The sequence below is a fragment of the Flavobacterium sp. genome, from assembly GCF_027482425.1.
Taxonomy (GTDB): Bacteria; Bacteroidota; Bacteroidia; order Flavobacteriales; family Flavobacteriaceae; genus Flavobacterium.
In genome coordinates this window covers 12,871-38,975 of record NZ_JAIXWA010000043.1, presented here as the reverse complement: position 1 = coordinate 38,975, position 26,105 = coordinate 12,871, and the positions used below count along the sequence as shown (strand labels likewise).

30 protein-coding genes and 1 pseudogene are annotated in these 26,105 nt (G+C 40.8%); 14 read left to right on the top strand and 17 right to left on the bottom strand.

Features of this window, described 5'->3' with window-relative positions:
• Together Q0037_RS06140 and pyrE are read right to left on the bottom strand one after the other, a co-directional pair.
• Positions 1 to 197, bottom strand: a pseudogene (locus Q0037_RS06140) (SRPBCC family protein); the annotation flags it as partial.
• Positions 198 to 202: 5 nt separating this feature from the next.
• On the bottom strand, positions 203 to 853 hold the full coding sequence (gene pyrE / locus Q0037_RS06135) for an orotate phosphoribosyltransferase (RefSeq protein WP_297516716.1): 651 nt from the start codon (positions 851 to 853) through the stop codon (positions 203 to 205).
• Positions 854 to 860: 7 nt separating this feature from the next.
• Here pyrE and Q0037_RS06130 point away from each other — a divergent pair, with 7 nt between their 5' ends.
• A complete protein-coding gene (locus tag Q0037_RS06130) occupies positions 861 to 1,463 on the top strand; it encodes an NUDIX domain-containing protein (RefSeq protein WP_297516715.1) in 603 nt (200 codons plus the stop codon).
• A gap of 4 nt (positions 1,464 to 1,467) precedes the next feature.
• Here the strand turns inward: Q0037_RS06130 and coaD are convergent, their stop codons facing one another.
• Together coaD and Q0037_RS06120 are read right to left on the bottom strand one after the other, a co-directional pair.
• Positions 1,468 to 1,926, bottom strand: a complete 459-nt coding sequence (gene coaD / locus Q0037_RS06125) for a pantetheine-phosphate adenylyltransferase (RefSeq protein ID WP_297516713.1) — start codon at positions 1,924 to 1,926, stop codon at positions 1,468 to 1,470.
• A gap of 52 nt (positions 1,927 to 1,978) precedes the next feature.
• Positions 1,979 to 2,971 carry a D-alanine--D-alanine ligase gene (locus Q0037_RS06120; protein ID WP_297516711.1) on the bottom strand — a complete coding sequence of 331 codons (993 nt, stop codon included), beginning with the start codon at positions 2,969 to 2,971 and terminating at the stop codon, positions 1,979 to 1,981.
• Positions 2,972 to 3,052: 81 nt separating this feature from the next.
• On the opposite strand from Q0037_RS06120, the gene Q0037_RS06115 reads away from it, so the two are divergent.
• On the top strand, positions 3,053 to 3,676 hold the full coding sequence (locus Q0037_RS06115) for a PASTA domain-containing protein (RefSeq protein WP_297516709.1): 624 nt from the start codon (positions 3,053 to 3,055) through the stop codon (positions 3,674 to 3,676).
• A complete protein-coding gene (locus tag Q0037_RS06110; RefSeq protein ID WP_297516707.1) occupies positions 3,666 to 4,706 on the top strand; it encodes an RluA family pseudouridine synthase in 1,041 nt (346 codons plus the stop codon). Before Q0037_RS06115 ends, Q0037_RS06110 begins: the two co-directional genes overlap by 11 nt.
• 30 nt (positions 4,707 to 4,736) lie before the next feature.
• On the opposite strand, the gene Q0037_RS06105 is transcribed toward Q0037_RS06110, so the two are convergent.
• From Q0037_RS06105 to Q0037_RS06085, 5 genes are all read right to left on the bottom strand, one after another.
• Positions 4,737 to 5,822, bottom strand: coding sequence for an endonuclease (locus Q0037_RS06105; protein ID WP_297516705.1), 1,086 nt, complete (start codon positions 5,820 to 5,822; stop codon positions 4,737 to 4,739).
• Positions 5,823 to 5,827: 5 nt separating this feature from the next.
• Positions 5,828 to 7,039, bottom strand: a complete 1,212-nt coding sequence (locus Q0037_RS06100) for a methyltransferase domain-containing protein (protein WP_297516703.1) — start codon at positions 7,037 to 7,039, stop codon at positions 5,828 to 5,830.
• 104 nt (positions 7,040 to 7,143) lie between these two features.
• Positions 7,144 to 9,138, bottom strand: a complete 1,995-nt coding sequence (locus Q0037_RS06095) for a KUP/HAK/KT family potassium transporter (RefSeq protein WP_297516701.1) — start codon at positions 9,136 to 9,138, stop codon at positions 7,144 to 7,146.
• A 125-nt stretch (positions 9,139 to 9,263) separates the two neighbouring features.
• On the bottom strand, positions 9,264 to 9,674 hold the full coding sequence (locus Q0037_RS06090; protein WP_297516699.1) for a hypothetical protein: 411 nt from the start codon (positions 9,672 to 9,674) through the stop codon (positions 9,264 to 9,266).
• A gap of 168 nt (positions 9,675 to 9,842) precedes the next feature.
• On the bottom strand, positions 9,843 to 10,688 hold the full coding sequence (locus Q0037_RS06085; protein WP_297516698.1) for a hypothetical protein: 846 nt from the start codon (positions 10,686 to 10,688) through the stop codon (positions 9,843 to 9,845).
• A 112-nt stretch (positions 10,689 to 10,800) separates the two neighbouring features.
• Here Q0037_RS06085 and Q0037_RS06080 point away from each other — a divergent pair, with 112 nt between their 5' ends.
• Entirely contained in the window at positions 10,801 to 11,853 is a 1,053-nt protein-coding gene (locus Q0037_RS06080) for an oxidoreductase (protein WP_297516696.1), read from the top strand.
• Between the two features lie 33 nt (positions 11,854 to 11,886).
• Here Q0037_RS06080 and Q0037_RS06075 read toward each other — a convergent pair whose 3' ends face one another.
• Genes Q0037_RS06075 through Q0037_RS06055 form a run of 5 tightly spaced genes read right to left on the bottom strand, consistent with a single transcriptional unit; the run spans position 11,887 to position 14,774 of the window.
• A complete protein-coding gene (locus tag Q0037_RS06075; protein ID WP_297516694.1) occupies positions 11,887 to 12,372 on the bottom strand; it encodes a sensor of ECF-type sigma factor in 486 nt (161 codons plus the stop codon).
• A gap of 20 nt (positions 12,373 to 12,392) precedes the next feature.
• Entirely contained in the window at positions 12,393 to 12,809 is a 417-nt protein-coding gene (locus Q0037_RS06070; RefSeq protein ID WP_297516693.1) for a hypothetical protein, read from the bottom strand.
• A 30-nt stretch (positions 12,810 to 12,839) separates the two neighbouring features.
• Complete coding sequence (locus Q0037_RS06065) at positions 12,840 to 13,382, bottom strand: RNA polymerase sigma factor (protein ID WP_297516691.1); 543 nt, start codon at positions 13,380 to 13,382, stop codon at positions 12,840 to 12,842.
• A gap of 54 nt (positions 13,383 to 13,436) precedes the next feature.
• Positions 13,437 to 14,540, bottom strand: coding sequence for a GyrI-like domain-containing protein (locus Q0037_RS06060; RefSeq protein WP_297516690.1), 1,104 nt, complete (start codon positions 14,538 to 14,540; stop codon positions 13,437 to 13,439).
• A 45-nt stretch (positions 14,541 to 14,585) separates the two neighbouring features.
• Complete coding sequence (locus Q0037_RS06055; RefSeq protein WP_297516718.1) at positions 14,586 to 14,774, bottom strand: hypothetical protein; 189 nt, start codon at positions 14,772 to 14,774, stop codon at positions 14,586 to 14,588.
• A gap of 73 nt (positions 14,775 to 14,847) precedes the next feature.
• Between Q0037_RS06055 and Q0037_RS06050 the strand changes: the two genes are divergently transcribed.
• Both Q0037_RS06050 and Q0037_RS06045 read left to right on the top strand, forming a co-directional pair.
• A complete protein-coding gene (locus tag Q0037_RS06050) occupies positions 14,848 to 15,234 on the top strand; it encodes a nucleoside triphosphate pyrophosphohydrolase family protein (protein WP_297516688.1) in 387 nt (128 codons plus the stop codon).
• Positions 15,235 to 15,454: 220 nt separating this feature from the next.
• On the top strand, positions 15,455 to 16,240 hold the full coding sequence (locus Q0037_RS06045; protein ID WP_297516686.1) for a hypothetical protein: 786 nt from the start codon (positions 15,455 to 15,457) through the stop codon (positions 16,238 to 16,240).
• Here the strand turns inward: Q0037_RS06045 and Q0037_RS06040 are convergent.
• Together Q0037_RS06040 and Q0037_RS06035 are read right to left on the bottom strand one after the other, a co-directional pair.
• Positions 16,237 to 16,815 (bottom strand): hypothetical protein, encoded by a 579-nt coding sequence (locus tag Q0037_RS06040; protein ID WP_297516684.1) that lies wholly within the window; start codon positions 16,813 to 16,815, stop codon positions 16,237 to 16,239. The two genes, Q0037_RS06045 and Q0037_RS06040, sit on opposite strands and share 4 nt — an antisense overlap.
• 18 nt (positions 16,816 to 16,833) lie before the next feature.
• A complete protein-coding gene (locus Q0037_RS06035) occupies positions 16,834 to 17,331 on the bottom strand; it encodes a GNAT family N-acetyltransferase (RefSeq protein ID WP_297516682.1) in 498 nt (165 codons plus the stop codon).
• A 408-nt stretch (positions 17,332 to 17,739) separates the two neighbouring features.
• On the opposite strand from Q0037_RS06035, the gene menD reads away from it, so the two are divergent.
• Together menD and Q0037_RS06025 are read left to right on the top strand one after the other, a co-directional pair.
• Positions 17,740 to 19,398: a 2-succinyl-5-enolpyruvyl-6-hydroxy-3-cyclohexene-1-carboxylic-acid synthase gene (gene menD, locus Q0037_RS06030; protein WP_297516680.1), complete on the top strand. Its 1,659-nt coding sequence runs from the start codon at positions 17,740 to 17,742 to the stop codon at positions 19,396 to 19,398.
• An 18-nt stretch (positions 19,399 to 19,416) separates the two neighbouring features.
• Positions 19,417 to 20,244 carry a S1-like domain-containing RNA-binding protein gene (locus tag Q0037_RS06025; protein ID WP_297516661.1) on the top strand — a complete coding sequence of 276 codons (828 nt, stop codon included), beginning with the start codon at positions 19,417 to 19,419 and terminating at the stop codon, positions 20,242 to 20,244.
• Between the two features lie 59 nt (positions 20,245 to 20,303).
• Here the strand turns inward: Q0037_RS06025 and Q0037_RS06020 are convergent, their stop codons facing one another.
• Positions 20,304 to 20,729 carry a PH domain-containing protein gene (locus Q0037_RS06020; RefSeq protein ID WP_297516659.1) on the bottom strand — a complete coding sequence of 142 codons (426 nt, stop codon included), beginning with the start codon at positions 20,727 to 20,729 and terminating at the stop codon, positions 20,304 to 20,306.
• Positions 20,730 to 20,947: 218 nt separating this feature from the next.
• On the opposite strand from Q0037_RS06020, the gene Q0037_RS06015 reads away from it, so the two are divergent.
• The 6 genes from Q0037_RS06015 to Q0037_RS05990 are packed head-to-tail and all read left to right on the top strand — an operon-like array spanning position 20,948 to position 26,105.
• Entirely contained in the window at positions 20,948 to 21,787 is an 840-nt protein-coding gene (locus Q0037_RS06015; RefSeq protein WP_297516656.1) for a 1,4-dihydroxy-2-naphthoyl-CoA synthase, read from the top strand.
• Positions 21,788 to 21,799: 12 nt separating this feature from the next.
• A complete protein-coding gene (locus tag Q0037_RS06010) occupies positions 21,800 to 22,405 on the top strand; it encodes an outer membrane beta-barrel protein (RefSeq protein ID WP_297516654.1) in 606 nt (201 codons plus the stop codon).
• Between the two features lie 10 nt (positions 22,406 to 22,415).
• Positions 22,416 to 22,931, top strand: a complete 516-nt coding sequence (locus tag Q0037_RS06005) for a PH domain-containing protein (protein ID WP_297516652.1) — start codon at positions 22,416 to 22,418, stop codon at positions 22,929 to 22,931.
• Positions 22,931 to 24,430: a PH domain-containing protein gene (locus Q0037_RS06000; protein WP_297516650.1), complete on the top strand. Its 1,500-nt coding sequence runs from the start codon at positions 22,931 to 22,933 to the stop codon at positions 24,428 to 24,430. Before Q0037_RS06005 ends, Q0037_RS06000 begins: the two co-directional genes overlap by 1 nt.
• A gap of 15 nt (positions 24,431 to 24,445) precedes the next feature.
• A complete protein-coding gene (gene menA / locus Q0037_RS05995; protein ID WP_297516648.1) occupies positions 24,446 to 25,411 on the top strand; it encodes a 1,4-dihydroxy-2-naphthoate octaprenyltransferase in 966 nt (321 codons plus the stop codon).
• 19 nt (positions 25,412 to 25,430) lie between these two features.
• Complete coding sequence (locus tag Q0037_RS05990) at positions 25,431 to 26,105, top strand: metal-dependent hydrolase (RefSeq protein WP_297516645.1); 675 nt, start codon at positions 25,431 to 25,433, stop codon at positions 26,103 to 26,105.

Here is a 26,105-nt window from a genome sequence, read left to right as displayed (position 1 = left end):
TGTGGAGTTTGTTCCTTCAAGCGCAATTTGATTTCAGGCATACCACTTAAACCAAACAAAAAGGTGTTTTCGTCGGTTACTTCAAACTTAGCGATGTTATCAGGCATCAGTTTTTCAAAATTTTTGACATCCGTTAACGCGTTGAAAAGGTATTCAGCTGATTTAAAAACTGTTACTTTGGTACTTTCTAATTGCATAGGTTTTATTTTACGGCTACATTCCAAGTATCAGGATGCATACGCCAATCGTGTAAAGTAATTAATTCGTTTTCAGTTATGTATTGTTTGGTTACGGCTAACGGAAGTAAATGCTCATAATCACTGAGCGTGTTTAAGTTAACCTTTGCTTTTTCAAAGTTGGCTTGCGCAACGGGAAAACCATACGAAAAAATAGCTGCCATACCTTTCACATTGGCTCCTGTTTCTCGAAGTGCCTCCACGGCAAGTAAACTGCTATTTCCAGTACTGATCAAATCCTCAACCACAACCACATTCTGTCCTTTTTGTAAAAAACCTTCCACTTGGTTTTGGCGTCCATGTTTTTTAGGTTCGGGACGCACATATACAAAAGGCAGTCCCATTTCTTCAGCCACCAAAATTCCAATACCAATGGCGCCTGTAGCCACACCTGCAATCACATCGGGCTTGCCATAGGTAGCTTCAATATGTTTGACAAATTCATCGCGAATATAATTGCGAATCGCTGGAAATGACAAGGTTAGACGATTGTCACAGTAAATTGGAGAATGCCACCCAGAAGCCCATAAAAAAGGATTTGATGGATTTAATTTAATTGCGTTTATTTGTAGGAGCAATTCGGCGGTTTTCTCGGCTGTTGCGTTACTAAAAATCATAGTACAAATGTATAAAGTTTTTGTGAACGATAAGCCACTTTTTTTAACAAACGAAGTGGCCAAAGAAACCGATTTCCAATTGTTTTTATTGGAAAGTGTTGATATCGAGCAGCTTATTGTAAAAATGTTCAACAATAAGATTAAGAAGGCTTATTTGTACTATCCCGATGAAAAGGAAATCTTAAAAAAAGTCAAAGACAAAATCCCTGTCAAGAAAGCCGGTGGTGGATTGGTTTACAATCAAAATGGAGACGTATTATTTATTTTACGCAATGGAAAATGGGATTTACCCAAAGGAGGCGTAGAGCACGATGAGGCTATTGACGAAACGGCCTTACGTGAAGTCGAGGAGGAGACGGGTGTTCATCCGTTAAAGGTTACACGAAAACTTCAAAAAACCTATCATATTTTCAAAAGAGGTGGAAAATACCGTTTGAAAATTACCCATTGGTTTGAAATGAAAACCCATTTTGAAGGTGTTCCTGTTCCGCAAGCCAATGAAGGAATTGAAAAGGTCGCATGGCTCAATCCTGAACAAGTGCAGGAGGCTTTGCAAAACTCTTATGAAAACATCAAATTGCTTTTCGAGGAAATAAAGATACCTCAATAGAAGTTTAGGGTTTCACACGAACGGCATCGGGGACGAGTACGGTATAATCGCCACCATTTCGCAACACATCTCGAACAATACTCGAAGAAATATAGGATGTTTTGGACGCCGTCAATAAGAAAACGGTTTCAATTTTAGACAGTTTTCGGTTGGTGTGGGCAATGGCTTTTTCAAACTCAAAGTCCGCTGGATTTCGCAATCCTCTCAAAATAAAATCCGCATTCTCTTTTTTGCACAAGTCAATGGTCAAGCCTTCGTAAGTGATAACACGAACTCGGGGTTCATGCTGAAAGGTTTCTTCGATAAACCGTTTGCGTTCTTCCAAGCTAAACATGTATTTTTTTTCGGCATTCACGCCAATGGCCACAATGACTTCATCAAATAGCGAAACCCCACGTTGTATAATGTCGTAATGCCCTAAGGTTATAGGATCGAAGGAACCCGGAAAAATTGCTCGTTTCATATGATATAAGCTTGGTCAAGTAAAGGTATAAAATTAACGATAGAAACAACCGTTAAGGAAGCTTCTCCCAAATCGGTTTTCGTTCCAAGGCCAATTGAATTTCATTGTCCAATAAATCGCTGAAGGCTAGTTGTGCAAATGCCGCTTGTTGCGGGAAAATGCTTTGCGGAGATAGTCCGGGGTTGGTATTGATTTCAATAAAATGTGGAATCCCTTCCATGATGATAAAATCAGTTCGTGAAAAACCAGTCATGCCTAAGGCTTCATAAACTTTTTTGGCTGTTTCACGCACCAATTGTTCGGTAGCAACCTCTAAGCGTGCGGGGGTGATTTCCTCCGACTTTCCTTGGTATTTGGCTTCATAATCAAAAAAGGCATTTTGCGAAACGATTTCTGTAATGCCCAGCACTTTCACTTCGCCATTATAACGCATGACTCCCACAGAAACTTCTGTCCCTTTTAAATAGGATTCGATCAAAATCTCGGGATCTTCTGCGAAAGCAAATGCTAAGGCCTTTTCTAAGTCGCTCAACGATTGAACCATTGACACCCCCAAAGAACTTCCTGATTGGTTGGGTTTGACAAAAAAAGGCAGCCCTAATTCTTGAACTAAAGCGGCTCCATCAATCCCATCGCCTTGTCGTATATACACTGACTTAGCTTTGGGAATACCAAACTTCGAGAGTACAGAAAGAGTGTCTCTTTTGTTGAATGTCAATGCCGATTGATAAAAGTTGCAACCTGTATACGGCACATTGACCAATTCCCAATACGCTTGCAAATGTCCGTCTTCACCCGGCGTTCCGTGAACTGTATTTACCGCTACCTCAAATTGTATTTTTTGGCCTTTGATGACACACGAAAAATCACTTTTATCCATTGGATAGGAAACACCTTCTACTAAAACATGCCATCCTTCGGGGAGGATATGGACTTCAAAAGGCTTGTATTTGTTGCGATCCAATTGTGCTAAAATCAATTGACCACTTCGAAGCGATATTACCGATTCATCAGAATATCCGCCCATGACTACTGCAACGTTCATTCGGTTTATTTTAATTTCTATTCCCACAAAAATAGCATAAAAGTGCCACTAAAAATTATATCTTTGTCGAAATTGTTACCTATGAGTTTGCGAAAGTATCTAACGAGTAAAGTGTTTTTTGCCCAAATGGGAGCAGCCTTATTGGTTGTTGGGGTATTGGCTTTTTTCTTTTTTCATTGGATCACCTTTGTGACAAATCACGGACAAGAAATTACAGTTCCTAACTTAAGTAAATTAACGCCCGAAGAAGCCGAGGCTAAGCTCGATGAGCTCGATCTTGATTATGAAATTATCGATACCGTTGATTATATTGCTGATTTCCCCAAGCTGACTATTGTGCAACAAGAACCCACTGCGGGAAGTAAAGTAAAAGGCGGTAGAACCATATACATCAAATTGAATGCCTCAACCTACACGATGGTTGCCGTTCCCGACTTGATTGAAAAAACCTATCGTCAAGCTGTTCCTACTTTAAAAGCGATTGGTCTGCAAGAAGGCGCGATTACCTACAAACCCTACATTGGGAAAGATATGGTTCTTGAAATGTGGATGGATGGTAAAAAGATAAAGGCGGGAACTAAGGTGCTCAAATCCTCCAAAATTGATTTGGTTTTGGGCGATGGCAAGTTGGTGTATCAAGAAACCGAAAACGATTCCATACCCGATACTGAAACTCCTGTAGATACACTTTCCAATGGATTTTAATGAAGACTGGAGTGAATCTGAAGAGGCACTCTTTGAGCATTTTCGGTTTGAAGTCCCCAAAGGACAAGGCTTGATGCGAATCGACAAGTATTTGCAGTTACAAATTCCCAATATTTCGCGAAATAAATTGCAGAATGCAGCTGACAGCGGTCAGGTTCTCGTCAATGAAACGGCTGTAAAATCCAATTACAAAGTCAAACCCGACGATGTGATCCGGATTGTTTTATCGCACCCGCCTTTTGAACATAAAATCATCCCAGAAGAGATTCCGCTCGCTATTGTATACGAAGACGAAGCTTTGGTGGTAATCAATAAACCGCCTGGCTTGGTGGTCCACCCTGGGCATGGAAATTATACAGGAACCTTAGTCAATGCTCTGGCCTATCATTACGGCAACCGATTGCCTTTGAACAGTTCAGAACGTCCCGGATTGGTGCATCGTATTGATAAAGATACCTCTGGATTATTGGTGGTGGCCAAAACAGAACAGGCCATGACGCATTTGGCCAAACAGTTTGAAGAAAAAACGTCTGAACGGGAATATGTTGCCTTGGTTTGGGGAAATGTCGTGGATGATGCCGGAACGATTGAAGGAAATATTGCCCGTCATGTTCGTGATCGTATGCAAATGGCTGTATTTGAAGATCCTGAAATAGGAAAACATGCGGTGACGCATTACCGTGTTTTGGAACGTTTTGGGTATGTAACTTTAATCTCTTGTCAGCTAGAAACAGGTCGTACGCACCAAATACGCGTGCACATGAAACATATTGGGCATACGTTGTTTAATGATGAACGGTATGGCGGAAATGCCATTTTAAAAGGAACGACTTTTACCAAATACAAACAGTTTGTGGAAAATTGCTTCAAAGTGCTTCCCCGACAAGCGTTGCATGCCAAAACGCTAGGATTTATGCATCCTGTTACCAATGAATTTATGCGATTTGATTCAGAAATCCCCCAAGATTTAGTCGAATGTATTGACAAATGGCGTACCTATTCAAAGTCGCATACGATAGAAGAAGACTAAAAAAAGCCCCTAAACTAAGAGGCTTATTTTTTATTGAATAATTACTTTTTGCGTTATCGATTCTTTACCAGATTCCATTTTGAAAAAATAGAAACCACTTGGAATGTCTTTTATTTCCAAGGTATTGTTGGAAAAAGTGGGCTGTTCCAATTGCATAATTTCTTGCCCATTTATAGTATATACTGCAATGCGATCGAGGGTGGTATTTGTTTGCACATAGACCGAATGGGTGGATGAAGGATTTGGGAAAATACCGACATCGGTGGTGTCAAACTTGTTTTGATTTAAGAAAATAGTAGGCCAGCGGTTTTGTGCTGCGGGGCCTCCCCAAATGAGTGTCGCCAAATACGGATTGTCAATAAACGGATTTCGATTTCCTTGGGCAAAGTTATTGACCAAATTGCTCATATACGAATTGCGATTGTCTTCATATTGCGAAACGGGATCCTCTGCGTTCCATTGCAACAACAAATCAATCATATTGGTATCGGAGGCAACAGGATTACCCACCGCGACCATAGAGGGCAAACATTGTGCGCCGTAATGCAAATACATGTACATCAAAATTCGAGCAACATCACCTTTCCATTCATCGCCGGGATACCAACTCGTGGTGCCAATGGTGTAGGAGGCTGTCCCCGATCCGTTGGCATACAAACGATTGCCGCGGCTCGCATTGCGTTGTACGTCACAAGCGCGAAGCATGTGCGCATCGGCACCGGGTCCCATTTGCCCCAAATCGGGATTCCCCAACGATTGTGCATAAATGTGTTCCCGATTCCAGTCGCCGTTGTTGCCGCTATTCGAATTTCGGTCTCGCGAACGGTCATTGGTTGCATCTGAATCTTGTCCTGATTCCCAACCGTAAACGAGCAAAACATTATTGGTATTAGTGGGATCCAAATCAACGGCTTTAATCGCATTCCAAACGCCAGGCGTATAGGAGAGCTCCACGGTATGGGTGTCAATAATTTTATTGGCTAAGGCATCTTCTAATGCACTTCCCGTTAGCGTCCAGTTAAACCCATTGTAGTACGGAGAAGCCGGCGCACCATTTTGAGCGGATACAATACCTATGGCACATGAGGCCAGTAAGGATAAAAATTTGTTTTTCATGTATGTTATTTTCTTTGAAGTAAGGCCATGTAGAATCCGTCAAATCCAGATTCTGAGGCCAATATTTTTTCGTCTTTAACGAATTGAAATGCTTTCCCGTTTTCGGTTTGTAAAAAGCGTTGTACTTGCTCTTGATTTTCGGAGGGTAACACCGAACAAGTGGCGTAGACCAATTTTCCTCCTGGTTTTACCATTTTGGAATAGGTTTCCAAAACTTCGGCTTGAACGGCTCGAATATTATCGATAAACTCTGGTTGGAGTTTCCATTTGGCATCGGGATTTCGTTTTAATACACCCAAACCACTGCATGGTGCATCGATAAGGACGCGGTCGGCTTTTTCATAAAGTTTTTTGATGACTTTGGTCGAATCAATAACGCGGTAATCGATATTATGGGCTCCATTTCTTCGGGCGCGTAATTTTAATTCTTTAAGTTTGCTTTCATACAAATCCATGGCAATGATTTGCCCTTTGTTTTGCATCAAAGCCGCCAGATGTAAGGTTTTACCTCCTGCACCAGCACAGGCATCAATGACTTTCATCCCAGGTTCCACTTCTAAAAAAGCAGCTACTTTTTGGGACGATCCATCTTGCACTTCAAACCATCCGTCTTTAAAAACATCGGTCATAAAAACGTTGGCGCGTTCGGGAAGAATTAACCCTTCCGGAAGATGCGGAATGGGTTCGGTAACAATATCCAAATCCATCAATCGTGCACGCACTTGATCGCGGGTAGCTTTCAAGGTATTGACCCGTAAAACCACATCGGCCATTCGGTTTTGAGCGGCTATTTCTTTGGTCCAAGTAGCTTCACCGAGTTCTTGTACGCCCAACTCATCCATCCAATCGGGAATCGATTCACGAAGTTTACGGACTTTGGATAATTCGTCAAAACGACCTTTTATTTTACGTTGTGGGGTGGTTTCAAAATATTTCCAATCGGGAAGGGGATACCCGCGAAGGACTGCCCAAACAGCAAACATGCGCCATAACTTATCCCGATCAAAGGGCATTTTTACTTCCGCAATCTCGGCATACAATCGCTTCCAGCGCACCATATCGTATATGGTTTCGGCAACGAATTTACGATCGTGACTTCCCCAACGTTTGTCTTTTTTTAAAGCACGGGCTACGACTTTGTCAGCGTATTCTCCTTCATTAAAAATAGCATCAAGGGCATCAATGGTTGTAAATACCAAGTTACGGTGTAATCTCATTATTCAAAATCTAAGCCTGTAAAGGTAACTTTTTTTCTATTAGGTTGGAGGTGTACAAGGATTATGTGACCAAAAAAAAGCAGCTCCGAAGAACTGCTTTGGTATTATTTTTCAGTTTCACAACCGTGATGGTCCAAGCGGCGCATTTCAATGCGTTCAGGTGCATGCAGTACCATAGGGAATTGCTCAACTTTAACCGAACTAGCATCCAAACCGAAGGCTTTTTCTTCCGATAAGGAGAACTTTTTCAACACAAAATAAGAGTTCATGACTATATTTTCAAAGAAAGTAATGTCACTGTCGTTGGATAAGAATTTTTCGGACAAAACAAATTTGAAATCTCCAATAATATTGTTTTTATTCAACGATTCATAGCGACTGGTGACATCAACCTCGCCATTTTGGACCATGTCTTTGATTACTTCTTTAAACATCAAATTAATTTTGGTAGCCTCACGGAAACCGAGATAAAAGTCAATTCGGTACAGGTCGTCTTTAATTATTTCCGTCACTTTGTATTCTTTGCGATAGGGTTCGTTCAATACATTCACGTGAATAAACCAATACATGTCGGCGCGTTTGGGTCTTTTTTGTAGAATGGAATACATCACCTTTTCTTCAATTTCATCGACCCGATTGGAGTTGGTCATATATACCAAATGGGTGGCATATTTAGGGATGGATAAGTCCAAACTCAACTCAGCCAAAACTTTTTTATAATTGTCAATTTTAACAATCTTGGTATAATTCTTACTAATTTTCTTCGCCAAATACCAAGTAGACATAATACTAGTTAAAATGATGGCGATGAACAACGTCACAAAACCACCGTCCATGAATTTTACAATATTGGCCGCCAAGAAACTGAACTCAATTGCCAAATAGACAATGATGAGCGGGGCAATGAAATACCACTTTACTCTTTTTAAAATCAAATAATAATTGAGCAAAATGGTGGTCATTATCATACACAATATGATCGCCAATCCATACGCATGTTCCATATTACTCGATTCCTTGAAATAAAGCACGATACCCACACATCCTAAAAACAAAAGCCAGTTGATAGAAGGTATATATAATTGTCCTTTTTGATCAGAAGGAAATTTGATGCGCACTTTAGGCCAAAAATTAAGTCGCATCGCCTCATTGATCAAGGTAAACGAACCACTAATTAAGGCTTGAGAAGCGATTACTGCTGCCAAGGTAGCCACCACAATTCCGATGGGTTGAAACCATTTGGCCATAATTAAATAGAAAGGATTCGGATTGGAACTTCCCAATTCCATTAAGGTTAGTCCTTGATGGTCTAAAAGGTAGGCTCCTTGTCCGAAATAGTTCAAAATCAATGTAACTTTGACAAACATCCAACTTACCCGAATATTTTTTCGTCCACAATGCCCCATATCGGAGTACAATGCTTCAGCTCCTGTGGTACACAAGAACACAGCTCCAAGAATAAAGAACCCTTGTTCGCTAACATCACTAGTCAACATATGGTATGCATAATAGGGGTTTAAAGCCCGAAATACATCCAAATTTTGAGTCATTTGAATCACACCCAAAACACCCAGCATTGTAAACCATATCAGCATCATCGGGGCAAAGAATTTCCCAACCAATTTTGAACCAAATTGTTGAATGGTAAACAATACAAACAAAATACTGATAACGATGGGAATGGTGGGAATGTCGGGGTTAAAATTGCGCAATCCTTCTACCGCAGAGGAGACAGATACAGGAGGCGTAATGATTCCATCAGCAAGTAATGCACTCCCTCCAATGATAGCAGGCACAATAAGCCACTGAATTTTGGTTCGTTTTACCAAGGCATATAGGGCAAAAATTCCTCCTTCCCCATGATTGTCAGCTCCTAAAGTGATGATTACATATTTGAGTGTTGTTTGTAAGGTAAGCGTCCAAAAGATACAGGAAAGTCCGCCTAAAATTAAATCTTGCGAAATAACACTGTTGCCGATGATGGCTTTCATAACATACAAAGGAGAAGTACCTATATCGCCATAAATGATCCCCAAGGTTACCAATAATCCCGCAGCCGAAAGTCTACTGTGAAGATTTTGATGTGAATGCGAACTCATAAAAAAATATTAAAAAAGTTCACAAATGTATTACTTTTCAAAGTTCTAAAATAAAAAAGCACCGAAATAATTCGATGCCTAGGTATGATTTTTTTAAGGTTTTTTTATCGACCTCTATTTTCTATTTAATTTCTTGAAAGACGCGAAGAAGTACTATTCTCTGATCGCATGCTACTACGACTTGAACTTGAGCTAGAATAGTCTTGACGCGAAGGACGAGGTGCAGGCGCACTGTAGTCTTGACGGGAGGGGCGCGGACTTACGGTACTCGAATTTGGTTTGTAGTCTTGACGCGTAGGACGAGGTGCAGGCGCACTGTAGTCTTGACGAACAGGTCGCGGACTTACGCTACTCGAACTTGGTGTAAAGTCTTGACGCGAAGGACGTGGGGTAGGAGCACTGAAATCTTGACGAACAGGTCGCGGACTTACGGTACTCGTACTTGTCGTAAAGTCTTGACGCGAGGGTCGGGGTATAGATGAAGTGGTGCTGTAATCCGAACGTGTTGGTCTTGGAACCGATGTAGTAGAAACCAAAGTATGGTTTTCACGAACAGGTCGGGGCGTAGCGGTGGTGTTGCTAAAATTTTGGCGAACCGGACGTGGACTGGGTGCTTCACTGTAATCAGCACGGGTAGGTCTTGGATTGGTTGTAGCACTACTTGTGAAATCCTGACGTACGGGACGAGTTTCAGAAGCATTGGTCTAATTGCCGCGTACGGAACCTGTTTCGGGACGAGTAGCAGTTTGATTATCACGAGTGCCAGCCAATGAACCACGGGTATCGGGATAGGCGACATTGCGAACGGTTCGGGTTTGATCTAACTCATAACGGTTGACAATTCCCTGGTTACGGTAGGCAAATCCCCGTTGCGGATGATGCCGTTCAATAAAGTTGCCTCGCCGTCCAAAATAATGTGAATAGCCCCAATGACAGCGACGGAAATTCACGTAATTGTATTGGAATCCAAAGTTGATACACAATCCAATGTGATGACGGTAGCGAAAAATGGGGAAAGGATGCCAAGCATAATAATAGTTTGGATAATACCCCCAATACCAAGCAGAACAATAGGGTTGGTAATAGGGTTGCCAGAAATAATTGTAAATCACAGGCGTTCCTACATAAACCGGTTCGTAAATATAGTTGGTTCCATATAGAAAAGTATCGCCTACCACTTGCACTTGTACCCGTCGGTTGCGGGTATCTTTTTCTACTTCAACAGTGGCTACATCTTGGAATTGATCGTGTCCCAACACGGCTTGCACCACAATAATATGTTGATTCCCTTCAATCGATTCGACCACCCGTAAGTAATCGACTTGATTATCAAGGTTTAAATCCAAATTGGATATGGGATTTTCGGAATTGTTTAATCGGCGTTCAAAATCTTCCAAATCACGAGCTTCCCCAAAAATCGACGCAACGGCGCGAAGGTCTAAATTATCACTAATCTCTGAATCGGTAGCACTAACCGTAGTCCTATTTTGTGCCCCACTCCATGTTAGACTCAAGCCCAACAACATGCTGTATAGTAGTTTCGTTTTCATAACTGTGGAATTTAAAGTTCGTTACATAAAAACCAAACACTGTGCCAAAATAGCAAAACCAGAATTGTCATCTAATCAATTATGTTTATTTTCGTTGTAAATACTGGGGATTATGCGCGTTTTTTTTGGCTTTTTTTGTTGTGTACTTTTTTGGAATTGTGCTTCTGTGACTTCCTCTAAGTCCGCTCAACCGATAACAGGGGTCATTGTTGATACCTTGCTTTTTGACACTGTAAGTATTCGAGCTCTTGCCATTTCGGGACAAACCGTTTTTTACGCGGGGAGTCAAAGTAAAATAGGTTGTATTGATTTGGTAACACGTAACCATCTGCCACAAATGCTCCCCACGGTAAAACCCACTGAATTTCGCTCTTTGGCCTTATATCAAGGAAAATGGTTTGCACTTTCCATCGGAAATCCTGCGCTTCTGTATTCGGGTCCGATAGAGGGCGAAAGCAGCCGCTTGCTCTATCAAGAATCGCATGAAAAAGTATTTTATGACGCACTGCATTTTACCGCTAAGGGAACGGGTTGGGCAATGGGCGATCCGACACAACAAGCGATGGCATTATTGAAGTCGGTAGACGGCGGTGCCCATTGGTATCGCGTTCCCGAGGATAAAGCCCCTGTTTTGGCTCCCGGGGAAGCCGCTTTTGCTTCGAGCAATACTACTATTTGTAGTGCGGGGAAAACGCTTTGGATTTTTACGGGAGGAATGCAATCCCGCGTATGGCGTTCCAATGATGAGGGGAAAACATGGGAGTCGATTTCCGTGCCCATAGCCCAAGGCAGTGCTATGGAAGGAATTTTTTCAGCTGATTTTTATAATGCCAAAATTGGTGTGGCTGCAGGAGGCAATTATGACAAACAAACGCAAACCGCTGGGAATCTCATATTCACCTGCGATGGAGGGAGTAATTGGATGCCTATAGATGCGCCTCAAGAACCCGGTTATATTTCGGGAATTCAATTTATTCCAGCGAGTAAGGGCAAGGAATGGCTAACGGTAGGTGCAGGAGGATTGTATTATGCTTATGACCAAGGGAAACAATGGAAATGTTTATGGCCCGAACCCCATTTGTATACTTTACAATTTGTGGATGCTCAAACCGTCATTGTGGCGGGAAAAAACAAAATCGTACGGTTACAACTGCAACGAAACTAAAAAAAAACAGCCCATTGAAGAGCTGTTTTGCATTTAATTTCTACGGCGTTCTTTTAATTTTTCTACCAATTTTCGGTTGAAATCTTCTTCTGCCCGTCTCAATTTGATAATCTTCAAAGCCGGGAGTACTCCGCGTAAATCGGCAATTAATTTCTTGCGAAGTTTAAACAATTCCTCTTCATTGGTTTCCATTTGGGCCAATACCGTTTGTGCTTCTTTTTCAGTCATTTTATCCAACTGATTTTCCTCTTTTCGGTCCATAAAAGCTTTTAATTTTTGACGACGGATTTCGGCTTGTTTGTCCTCAAAAGCATTGTATATGGGCCAAAACTTAGCGGCCTCATCAGGAGTTAAGCGAAGCTCTTGGGTGATAAAGGCTACTTTTTGTGATTTTACTTGCTCTTTTTTCTCTTCAATGCGTTCCCGCAATCGACCACCTGGTTGCGCAAAAGCGTTCCCTATTCCCAAGAAAAGAAGGGATAGTACTAAAACTCGAAAAGGATTTTGAATTGTTTTCATAGCTTGAATAAATTTCAATGTTATTGTGTTATACTGTATTCTAAAGTTTCATTTTCAAGTAGCATTTCCTCTAAAACCTCCGCTTCGGTATCAGAAGTAAGGGGCACTTCTAAATTTTGTAGTTCAATAAGTTCCAAATAATGTTCTTCTGTGAGGTCCGTATTTTCGCTCACATACGAAGCAATGGCGCTCCAATGGGCTTCTTCCTCTTTTTGCACTTCCCAGTGCCACACCATTCCGATCCCTAATCCAATCACCAACACAGCGGCCATTCCATAAAAGGTTTTGGCATGTTTGCTCCAAAAAGAAATAGGCTTTGCAGGTGTCTCCTCTTTAAGTTGGTGTTGAAGCCTAACCGAAAACGACTCAAAGTAACCTTCGGGTACAGTAAAACCACTGGGATTCTTGGGTGGGTTATTTAGTTTAAACGGATTCATGTGTATTAGATAGGTTACGTGTTAATTGGTTTAATGTGTTTTAATAAATTCTTCAATTTTTTTTACCGCATGGTGGTAAGAGGCTTTTAATGCCCCTACGGAAGTGCCCAGTATTTCAGACATATCCTCGTATTTTAATTCCTGAAAATATTTCATTTTGAATACCAATTGTTGTTTTTCGGGCAATCGAGCAATCGCCATTTGGAGTTGCCATTGAAAAGCTTCGCCTTCAAAATAAACATCGGTCTCTAGCTTTCCCAAGGCATTTTCTTGCCACTCCGAATGCGTAAATCCTTGACGTTTGTTTTTTTGTTGTAAAAAAGTAAGCGACTCATTCGTAGCAATGCGGTACATCCATGAATACAACTTGCTTTCGCCTTTGAAATCTTTTAAATAGCTATATACTTTGATAAAGGTGTTTTGCAACACATCATCGGCATCATCATGATCCAAAACAATACTTCGAATATGAAAATATAAGGGTTTTTGATAGAATTGGAGAAGCTTTCCGAATGCCACTTCACGGGTTTTCGGATGCAATAGTTCTTGAATAAAAGCTTTTTCGTCTTCCAAACTACTTTTTTTGATTTAGACCTTTCAGAAAACAAAAGGTTTAAAACAACTTTATTAAGGCGTGGGATTTGAATTTTCTAGAGGAACACGCGACGTTACTTCGGGAAGGGTATCTTGAATGACTGCCCTAGGTTGACGCACTGCGGAAGGTTGCACGGGGAGGTAAACTTCGGTAATCCATTGTGAAGGATGGGGCGTGTCTTCCCCATTTTTACGGTATATTTCAATCACATTTAAATGGGTTAAACGCGCCCATTTCTTGGTGTTGATGTATTGAATTCCTTTATTCCACGCCTTTTGCGTATGTGAATAATCGCCTTTCAGTTGCACCCGTAACGCTTTAAACGGTGGAAGTACCCCAAAAGCAATGTCGCTGCCATCTTCAATGGCAATGGTGTCTTTAACGGGAATGCAAACCGAATAATCTACAATGCGGGCTTCCTTGTCAAATTTATGGTAGATAATAAAGGGTTTACCAGCAGCTTGAAGTGCATTTTTTTTGAAAAACCACTGCATTTTAGGCAAGGCTGTTTTAATGCTACGGGTTAGATTTTTCTCTTTACACCGCACAAACTGTTTCAAATAAAACGTTCGGGGTTGATTGACCAATCCCATAACTTTTATTTGAAACGTCTTCAGTTCCCGCAAAATACTTTTTTCTAAACCGACTAAAGTTCTTTCATACAAATTACCCATGGACGATTGCACTCCCCCTTGAAAAAAGGCTTTGATTTTTGAATTAAAGTCCAACGTTCCTCGAACGATTAATTGAACCTTAGTTCCTCCTAAAGTATCTTTGAATTGCCAGGTATAGTAGGTAAGTTGACCGTTTTCAATGCTAACATAGCGCAATAACTCAGCGTCTTTATACTGAAGTGTTTTTAAATTTCCAGCCCGATTTCCAGCCCATTCCGCATGTGCATTTTTTCCGGAAGAACTTTCAGGATATTTGAATTGCGTACCTTGATGTTCCACAATCCAAGCGGCAAACGTTTCCCAATTCCGTAAATCATTGACATAATCAAATACTACGGAGCGCTTGTTTTTAATGTAAAGACTTTTGGTTACGGAATAGGAAGGTTTTTGAGTCGCAACAAAAACCGCAGTACCCAATAAGAAAAGTAAGGCGATAAAAAATAAGTAGCGTAAAATTTTCATAACCGCAGCTTAGGTGTGTAAAGGTATGAAAATTAATAGGTATCCTTAGTGCTTTGTCACAAATTTTATCACAAATAAAAGGGCAATAAAGGCAAAAAAGGCTATTAAAATTTTATAGTTTCCTTTATAAAAAAGTTGATGCAACGTTTTGTCTTTTCGATAAGCAATGACCATGGCAATCACAAAAGCAATAACAAAAAATACCGCAAACCCCAATTGTCCATTTGTAAACATAGCAAAAATAGTTTTCAACAAAGGTAGGTAATCCATGGGATTCTTTTTACTTTGTAGAAGTAAAAAATGACTTATGCAACGACAATTAGAAGCAGTAGCTGAATTTCATCAAGCCTTTGGTTTAGGAATTCGGAACACGTCTACAGCCGATCTTGGTGAATCGACCCATCGTCTTCGGTTTAATTTAATGAAAGAAGAAAATGAAGAGTACTGGGAAGCAGTACAAAACAATGATTTGACAGAAATCGCCGATGCTTTGGGTGATATGCTTTACATTTTGTGCGGAACCATACTTGAACATGGGTTGCAGCATAAAATTGAAGCTGTTTTTGAAGAAATTCAACGCAGTAATATGAGTAAATTGGGCGCAGATGGAAAACCCGTGTACCGCGAAGATGGTAAAGTTATGAAAGGACCCAACTATTTCAAACCCGATGTAGCCAAAATACTCGAACCCTAATCTGAAGTAAATCCATGCGACTCCCGTTATATTTCATTCTCCTCATTACAGGGTTTATCCTCCTGCGATTGTTTCATGTTATTCGAGGGTATCGTAGGTATAAACGTACGGGGCAATTTCGTTTTTTTAGGAATGAGTTAGTTTATACAGCTATATATTTGTGCTTGATTTTTGGCTTTGTTTTTTGGGCGCAAGCCAATAACGTTTCCTTTTGATTATTATGCGAATTCAAGTTTCTTGGGTTGTTTTGCTACTTTGCTTCGGATGTAAGGAATCTCCGAAAGAAGTTGCTGTACCCCAAAAGAAGCTACTGCTGCTCGCGCGTCACGAATCGGGAAATATTGTGGAGTACCGACACGAATTGAAATGGTATTCGGACAGTACGTTTGAATACAATTCTAAAGCCAAAGATCACGGGCACACCAAATACGAAAAATTTGAGGGTAAGGCCTATATTCAATCCGACACACTTTATTTTAGTCGAAAGGACATGAATGGAGCGGGCGGTAAAGCAATTTTTAAAAACGGGATGCTCGAATTTGTGGGAGAAGCGCAAAATTTCCGCCTTGATGTTCTTCAAAATAATACGGTTTTACGGTCAGTAGTTGACTTGCATCCATTTCCCGATTATGCCCTTTTTACGTATTTCCCCCAAAAAAGGGATCGTAATACACCTTATGATTTAAGTACTGAAGAATTTCATTATGTACGTGAATTAATTCAATGTGTTTTTGATGAACAAAAAGAGGTTTTAAAACCGTCAAACGATTACGTAAAACAGTGTATTCCCTATCGTAATCGCAAAGGCGATATTGAAGTTCGCGTCTATTTGCATTGCAAAAATGCCTTAGATCCTAGTGCTTTTCGTTACCAACCCTTAATTCTTCGCGATGTTGGGAATTGTAGCGTGACTTTTGTGTTGTCGTTTAAAACGAATTACTATGTAGATTTTAAAGTTGCCAATGTAACTGAAACCTTTGTAGAAAAAAAATCAATAGTATATTAAATTTTTTCTCGGCAAAGAAATGCTTTGGCTAGTTCCATTTTTTCTTTATCCCAATCGATGTTCTCAATATGATGTGTGATGCCATCCTTTGTTTGAAGTGTAATAGAATCTCCATCCACTTCAAAATTCAGAATACTTTCATGCGGTAAGGTGTTTGAAAATTTAGCACCCACAATCAATAAATCGTCTTTTTCCCAACGGAGATAGGATTCGTTGGGTTTTTCAAAAGCGTTGGTCATTAAAATAATGGCAAAAAAGACCGTTATGGTTTGCACTTGATACGTTTGCTCAAAAAAGTGCAATCCCAATCCCGTAAATATCAATAAGGCAATCCCAGCCACCAAACTTAAAGATAGAATCGAATGGTGTATTTGTCTCGGAATGATAAAGGTATTCGCATCGGGTGAAGAAGGGAACCAAAGCGGTACCACAAAAAAAGCCACGCTATAAAAAATAGACAGTACATAACTTAGGGTAAAACAGGCTTCGATTTTCCAATAATATCCGCAAAACAAGATGATGCTTTGGAGGATAAAGGCGTAAATTTTGAGTAAAAAGGGAAGCGGATAGTTCATGTTTTAAGATGGATGTCGTTAGTTTAGAATTAATTGAACAAAAACACTATGGAGCCAGCGATCAAATTTAAATCCGGTTTCTTTTAAGATGCCCTTGACTTCAAATCCCAAACGTTCATGAAAAGCAATACTTCCCGTATTTTCGGCGTCAATGACACCTATCATCGTATGAAATCCGTTTGTTCTAGCCGAGGAAATCAAAGTGGTTAGGAGTGCTTTGCCTATTCCTTTTCCTTGCCAATCGGGATGAGTATAGACCGAGTGTTCCACGGTAAATCGGTAGGCTTCTCGAAACCGAAATTCGCCATAATACCCAAAACCAACTACTGTATTATCCTGTGTAGCCACAAAAATGGGAAACCCTTTTTGCAATTTTTCATCAAAAAGTTGGACTTGATGCGCTGCTGTTCGCGGGTTGTAATCATACAACGCTGTAGCATTCAATATGTTGTAGTTAATGATCTCGAGTAGGGCCTCCAAGTCGGAAGCGGTGTAAGGTCGAATCGTAATTTCCATGCCCAAAAATACAAATTAAAAACAGGTATTTCTACGTGAAAGGAATTCCTTTTCATCCCATAACTTTGCAGGGTATGACTTTGATAATGCTCCTTATCGAACAAGGCATAACAGGATTTTTTGATTCCTTGTGAGCAAGATCAAGGGAGGTTTCTTGGGCCAGCTTTACTAACATTTGGCTTGGTTCTGGGACTAACCTTGGGCTACTATTTTATCTTTCAATGTCCTAAAACACATCGTGATCGCTGTATTCAACTGCGACGAATGTTATTTCTGACATGATTGTTGTTTCTCTTCGGTCTGTTTTTTATAGATTACTTTTTAAACACAAACGTCCGTTATAATTTTCTCAAAAAGGTTTCCCATTCCTTAAACGCTTCGTACCTTTGTTTCCCATTACGAATAATCATGGTTTATCCTAAAATTCCTTTGGCACAATCGGTTGTAGAAATATTCCGGAAGCAAGGGATTCAACATATTGTCATATCACCGGGGTCGCGAAATGCACCGCTTACGCTCGGATTTACGTTACAACCCTTTTTTACCTGTTACAGCATTGCAGATGAACGATCGGCTGCTTTTTTTGCCATTGGTTTAGCGCAACAATGTCAAAAACCTGTGGCAGTGGTTTGTACATCGGGTTCAGCGGTACTCAATTATTATCCTGCTGTGGCAGAAGCCTTTTACAGTCAGATCCCCCTGATTGTCATCTCCGCCGATCGACCAGCGTCTAAAATTGATATCGGTGATGGGCAAACCATTCGCCAACACCACGTACTTTCGCAGCATACCGTTTTTAATGCGAATTTAACTGAAACAGCTTCGGTTGAAAATGATAGGTTAATTTATGAAGCCATTGAAGCTTCGATAAATCTAAAAGGGCCAGTGCATCTGAACGTGCCTTTTGAAGAACCCTTGTACGAGAGAGTTCCTGCACTAACGGTTGCTGTGAGTTCGCCCCCAGTAAAAAAATTAGAAGCGGTGGTGCAGGAATCATTTGTTTCTTTTGTGGAACAATGGAATACGGCACTGCGAAAGTTGGTTCTCGTAGGGGTTAATGCGCCGCACTCAATTCCTTCCGAGCTATTACAGCAATTGATGAGCGATCCATCGGTATTGGTGATGACCGAAACCACGTCCAATCTTCATCATTCCGATTGTATAGATTCGATTGATACGTTGATTACTCCATTTGAATCGGCGGATAAAGAGGCTTTTCAACCGGATATTTTGCTCACATTTGGCGGGATGGTGGTGTCCAAGCGCATCAAAGCCTTGTTGCGCAATCATGCTCCCAAGCTACATTGGCACATTGATCCACTTCGGGCGTATGACACGTATGGGTGTTTGACTCATCATTTTAAAATTACGCCCAGCGAATGGTTTAGCACATTTTTACCCCAAGTCCAAGCGGTATCGAGTTCTTATCGTGATACTTTTTTAACCCTACGCGACCATCGTTGTCAAAAAGCAGCGGAGTATCTCGCCAATATACCATTTTGTGATTTAAAGGTTTTTGAAAAACTACTACCCCAAATTCCACCACACACGCATTTGCAAGTGAGTAATAGCTCGGCTATCCGGTATGCGCAATTGTTTTCTACCGATGCTAGTGTTGAGGTTTTTTGTAACCGGGGCACTAGTGGCATTGATGGAAGCACCTCGACGGCAATTGGCGCTGCGGTTGCGAGTGGGGTTCCTACAACATTAATCACGGGCGATATCAGCTTTTTATACGACAGTAATGCCTTGTGGAATGCATATATCCCCAAAACGTTTACCCTAATTGTCATCAACAATGGAGGAGGGGGTATCTTTAGAATTCTCCCTGGACATGAAGAAACGCCTACGTTTACTACGTTTTTTGAAACATCTCATTGTTTTACAGCGCAACATTTGGCAGCGATGTACGGATTGGATTATCATACGGCTTCCTCCGAAAGTACACTTGAGACCGCTTTGGAGACCCTTTTTGGGGAACGCGAACGGCCACAATTACTAGAAATATTTACCCCAACACAACAAAACGATCATTATTTACGTACCTTTTTTAAATCTTTGGTTTAAAAATAAAAACCACACCTCATGCAAATCGGAAAGACCAATCTATTGACCATTGCCCGTGAAACCACAGTAGGCTTATTTTTAACGGACGGCACTTCAGACGTTCTATTGCCCAAAAAGTATCAACCCAAAGTGTACTCCGTGGGTGAAGAACTTGATGTGTTTGTTTATTTAGACCATATGGAACGACCCGTGGCGACCACGCTGAAGCCATATGTGCAGGTGGACCAATTTGCCCATTTGAAGGTAAATTACATGAATGCCTATGGCGCATTTTTGGATTGGGGACTGGAAAAAGATTTATTTGTTCCATTTCGCGAACAAGCCCAGCCTATGGAAACAGGAAAACGCTATTTGGTGTATGTTTTTTTAGATGAAAAAACCAATCGATTGGTGGCTTCGAGTCGTATTCATCGCTTTCTAAAAGAAACCGATGTTGTATTGGAACCGGGACAAAAAGTGAGTGTGATGATTACCCATTTTTCGGACGCAGGGGTTAATGTGATTATTGAGCATCAATACCGAGGGTTGGCTTTTCAAAATCAGGTATTTGATGAAACACTACGTTTTGGTAAAACGTATACGGCCTATGTGAAACAAGTGCGTCCTGATGGGAAAGTAGATATTGTTTTTCAACCAATGGGTGAGTCGTTGATTGAAGCAGCGGTTCAAAAAATTCTTGCCGAACTTCATGCCAATCGCGGTTTTTTGGGATTACATGACAATTCGCATCCCGAGGATATCAAAACCGTGTTGAAAATGAGCAAGAAAACCTTCAAGAAAGCCATTGGTCAACTCTACAAAGACCGCCGTATTTCCATTGAGGAGCAAGGGATTTTTTTAAAGTAAAATATTATGAATCAATGATACGTTCTGCACTTTTGAACGTAGCTTTATGAAACCTAAAACTACAATATTTCTATTGTTGGATTGATTTTTTTCAGTTCTTGTAGAAAGGAATCAGCGTGTTGTGGAGAAACAAAAATATCATCAAATTGATTGTACGTAATAATGAAACCTTTGATGTCTAATGCAGGTTTCAAGGTCACGGGAACAAACAAGCCTTTGTGTTTTTTGATGGATTTAATTGTACCCACCGGAATCCGTCCACGAATGGGACCCGAACGGTAAAACAAAAAGTTTTGTCGAAGTACATAACGTGTATCCAACAATACCCATAGGATAAAAACTATCGTTAATCCAATGACAAGGGCTGCAATGAAATGCGTTTCCCCTTCACGGTAAGCCAAATATAGAAGTCCTAGCATAGAAACCACCAACAACCAAAGTAGGGTAGTGGTGAAAGCGTTTTTGGTAGAAAAAAAACGGGTCATACAATATCAGTTTAAAGTTTAGGGCTTTTTTCAGTACAAAAATAGAGAAATCCTGCATTAGTAAGTGGAAAAAGGGATAAAAAAATGGATGCTTTTGCAGGTTTTATATTCCGTTAATTTAACCAAATTTAGGATTTAATTTAGGTAACTTTTCTCCAGAATAAATGTATTTTTACGCTTTGATAAATAAAAAAGCTAATTAAAAATATAGAGGACTTATGAGTGCCATCGCTTGGAAAACGGTACGTGAATTTGAAGATATTACGTATAAAAAATACAATGGAGTTGCCCGAATTGCTTTCAATCGTCCTAACGTTCGCAACGCTTTTCGCCCAAAAACCACTGCAGAATTATTGGAAGCGTTTCATGATGCCCAAGAAGACACATCGATTGGGGTTGTGCTTTTGTCGGCAGAAGGACCTTCAACCAAAGACGGGATTTGGTCGTTTTGCTCGGGAGGAGATCAAAAGTCGCGCGGCCATCAAGGCTATGTGGGTGACGATGGTTACCATCGGTTGAACATACTAGATGTACAACGGTTGATTCGTTTCATGCCGAAAGTTGTCATCGCCGTGGTTCCCGGTTGGGCCGTGGGAGGAGGACATAGTTTGCATGTCGTTTGTGATATGACTTTGGCGAGTAAAGAACATGCGATATTTAAACAAACCGATGCCGACGTGACCAGTTTTGACGGCGGATATGGGTCGGCGTATCTTGCGAAAATGGTAGGACAAAAGAAGGCGCGGGAAATCTTTTTCCTGGGTCGGAATTATTCGGCTCAAGAAGCTTTTGAGATGGGGATGGTCAATGCCGTTATTCCGCATGAAGCCTTGGAACAAACCGCTTACGAATGGGCACAAGAAATTTTGGCCAAATCGCCTACAGCCATCAAAATGCTAAAATTCGCCATGAATCTTACCGACGATGGCATGGTGGGGCAACAAGTTTTTGCTGGAGAAGCGACCCGTTTGGCCTACATGACCGACGAAGCCAAAGAGGGTAGAGATGCTTTTTTAGAAAAGAGAAAGCCAAATTTTGAGAAAAAATGGTTGCCTTAAAATCAAACCATTATGATTCGTTATTTAAAGTATATTTTGCTACTGATTGTAGGCGTTTTACACGCCCAAGAGGAAATAAAAACCATTGAAAAACCGTGGCGCGTTGGGCTACATTATGTGGGAAATATTCGCAATGAAAATGTTTTCAGTGCAAGCTACAACGGCATTATGGGACTAGATGTGTCCTATGTTTTTGCACAAACACCTGAGGTTGATTTTCGTGCGGCGATAGACCTCAATTTTTTTTCCGGTCGTGATGCCAATCGAACCTTTACACGATGGGACGTTAACGATATGGTGATGTTGAATCCAACCATTGGGGCATCGTTTAAACTGAGTGCTACGTTTCGCCCGTATGCTCATATTGGCGTCGCACTTTTTCAAATCAAGTCTGAAATTCCCCGTTCCAGTTTGCAATTGAACGATCCGTTTGATCCCGTGTTTACGCCGGGTTCTACCTTTAAAGTATCCGAGAATTACCGTCCATTGACCTTGCAAGTGGGCTGGGAATGGCAACTCTTTTCCCAAGCACAGTTGCGTATGGGGTACACTTATTTGCCGATTGAAAATAATGTAAACGGTCATTTGTTAACTTTTGGATTGGGATATCGATTATAAAATATGTTGTATGGAATTTACCAATGAACCCTTGTCTATTGAACAGCTTCCACAATTTGAGCACGTTCCTTTACATCCCTTACACGCTACGTATGTAAAAGTGGTTGCGCTACAAGCCTTGGGGTTTGATTTGGCACTCATGCTCGTGGCTTCTTTTGTCTATGCAAAAGCCGATGATTTTTCATCGATAGAAGCGCTTGTTTTTTGGAGCGGTAGCTTGGTATGCATCGGATTGATTGCGGTAATGATGTACTTCAGTTATCGAAAAAAAGCTTATGCCTTTCGTGAACATGATGTACTTTTTCAATACGGAATTATTGCGACCAACACCAAAATCATTCCCTACAACCGCGTGCAACACGTGGCCTTACACGAAGGGTTTTTGTCGCGAAATTTTGGGTTGGCACAAGTTGAAATTTACACTGCCGGCGTGCATGGAGGCGATATCAAGATTCCCGGAATTTTGAAAGAAGATGCCGAACGGATTAAGCAATTGTTGATGGGTAAAATTCAAAAAGAACTGTGATGGACTTTCAGTTTCAAGAACCCCAACAGCAATCCAAAGTAGGGGTGCTCCTTCTTTTTCTCGATTCATTGCAAAAAATTTTACGTGCCATAGCGCCAATCATTTTAATCATTGTATTGAAAGGAGGAACCATCAGTGCCTTTATTTTGTTTATGCTTTTGATGGGTACCTTTTTGTTGGTGGCCTGCATTGCCTATTTGCGGTTTACCCATTTTACCTTTCATATTGATCGCGACTTAGGTGAGTTTATCGTGTTTGATGGTATTTTGACAAAAACAAAAACCGTAATTCAACTATCAAAAATTCAGCAAGTTAATCTTACGCAAAATTTATTACAACGGTTGATTGGCGTGTATGGAATTCAAGTGGACACGGCAGGTGCCGATCGTCATGAAGCCCAAATCAAAGCCGTTTCTCGTGCTGTGGCGTTGGCCTTAAAAAAAGCATTGATTGATAATCAAATGGCCACAATTCCAGAAGCAACGCTTGAAGAACAACCTGAAATAGTAGCCCCAAAACCCTTTCTCAAAATTCATTTTATCAGTCTGATTAAAATTGGAATTACCTCCAACTATATCAAAAGTGTGGGTTTGATTCTAACCTTCTTTATTTCCATTTGGGGAAAATTACACGAAATTGGTGAAGAAGCTTGGCTTGAGGAGAAAATTTCGGAACAAGATTGGCTGTATAAATCGGTATTCTATTCGATAGTACTCGGGATAGCAAGCCTTTTTACCCTTGTCTTTTTGATTAATTTAGGGCGAACGGTACTTCGTTATTTTAACTATACCATGCAACAGCAACAAGGTTCTTTGTTGCTTTCATTTGGTTTAATCAATACAAAAAATACCGTTTTACGTCCCTCACGTGTGCAATCGGTAGTCATTTCTCAAAATTATTTTCAAAAAAAGTTGAATGTGCTTGAAATGAAAATTCGTCAAGCCATTAGCGATGAAAAAAATCAACAAAAAGACCGTATTGAAGTCCCAGGCTGCAATGCCCGTGAAAAAGAAGCGATTTTGGACTTGATCTACGGACATCAACCGCCTATGGGTTTGGTGTTGAAAGCCAACTGGCGACGTTTGGTTTTTAATCTGTTTCTCACTGTATTTCTTCCCGTTGTGATAGCTATTTGTTTCAAATCCTATTTTGAAGAGGTTTCAAACCGTTTGTTTTTTGGGGTGTTGGCAGTCTATACTATTTTACTATCGGTGTACCATTATTTTTCATATAAAAATTATACGTTTTATGTAGGCGATCAGTACATTCATCGTCGCTCGGGAGCATGGGATATTGCAGTTGACATTCTAGAAACCGACAAAATTCAGGCGATTACTACCTCGCAATTGTTTTGGCATAAAAATTTGAATATAGGGTCGGTAACTTTGCATACTGCTGCAGGAAATATCAGTTTTTATTTAGCTAACTTTGACACGTTAAAACATTATGTCAATCGTTGGCTCTACGGTTTAGAAAGCCAAAATCACAATTGGATGTAATTAAAGCATGGGTTTATGAAACAATGGATTGAAGCCGCAAGGGTTCGTACTTTACCGCTGTCAATTTCGGGCATTTTAGTCGGAAGTTTTTTTGCGATGTCCCAGTCCCGATTTAACTGGAAAATTGTCATTTTAGCCCTCACGACCACAGTGGGACTTCAGGTTTTATCCAATTTTGCCAATGACTATGGCGATGGGGTAAAAGGGACTGATAATGAAGATCGAGTGGGACCACAACGCGCCATCCAAAGCGGGGCAATTACGCCGGGTGCCATGCGGTATGCTATTTTTGTGACGGCTTTTCTCACGTTGGTTTCGGCCATTCTATTGATTTACAAAGCCTTTGGTGTCAAAAATTTTTTGTACTCCCTTATCTTTTTTGTCCTTGGAATATTAGCTATAGCCTCTGCCATTCGTTATACCGTTGGTAAAAATCCCTACGGATACCGCGGTTTGGGCGATATTTTTGTTTTTGTATTCTTCGGATGGGTAAGTACCGTGGGTATTTCCTTCATGATATTAAAAGAATTGGACCCAGTTTTATTTTTACCAGCAACAGCGATTGGGTTTTTGAGTGTGGCGGTATTGAATTTGAATAACATGCGCGATGAAGCCTCCGATCGTAAAGTGGGAAAAAATACGTTGATTGTCAAAAACGGCGGGGTATGGGGTAAAAAATACCATCAGTTTTTGATTGTTTCAGCCATGGTTTTGTTTTTAGCCTTTGCCTACTGGTTTGATATGGAATATGATGTTAATCCACACCACTTAAATATTGATAATTATTTCTTTGTGGTGTTTTACTTGCCGCTGATTTTTCATTTAAAACGCGTGCGTCAAAACACCGAACCCCGGTTGTTGGATCCAGAGTTGAAAAAAGTCGCCTTGAGTACCTTTTTTATTAGTGTAGTGATGGCGTTGCAACTTATTTTCTTTTTCTCCGACGAGACATTGTACTTACTTTCAACGCTATTTGAATAGAACACATACCACACACATTATGGAAATTACATTTTACGGACACGCATGTATTTCAATTGCAACGCACGGGAAAACACTATTAGTTGATCCTTTTATCACAGCGAATCCCAATGCGGCGCATATTGATATTATGCAACTCAAAGCCGACTATATTTTGTTGACGCATGCGCACCAAGACCATATTTTGGATGCCGAAGCCATTGCTAAAAATACAGGAGCCACCATTATTTCCAATTACGAAATTGCTTCCCACTATGGCGCAAAAGGATTGCCGTACCACCCGATGAATCACGGAGGTAGTTGGCGATTTGATTTCGGTACGTTGCGCTATGTCAATGCCATTCATACGAGTTCGTTTCCCGATGGTAGTTACGGCGGACAACCTGGAGGCTTTGTATTGGAAGGGGAAAAGAATGTCTATATTGCTGGCGACACGGCGCTGACCTATGACATGAAATTGATTCCGATGCGCACCCCTTTGGATTTGGCAGTGCTCCCTATAGGTGATAATTTTACCATGGATGTACATGATGCGGTGATCGCTGCCGATTTTGTGCAGTGTTTACAGGTACTAGGCTATCATTACGACACTTTTGGCTACATTGAAATCGATCATGAAGCGGCCAAAAAGGCATTTGCGGATGCGGGAAAAGCACTAACCTTATTGACGATCGGTGCATCCCTTTCGGTCTAA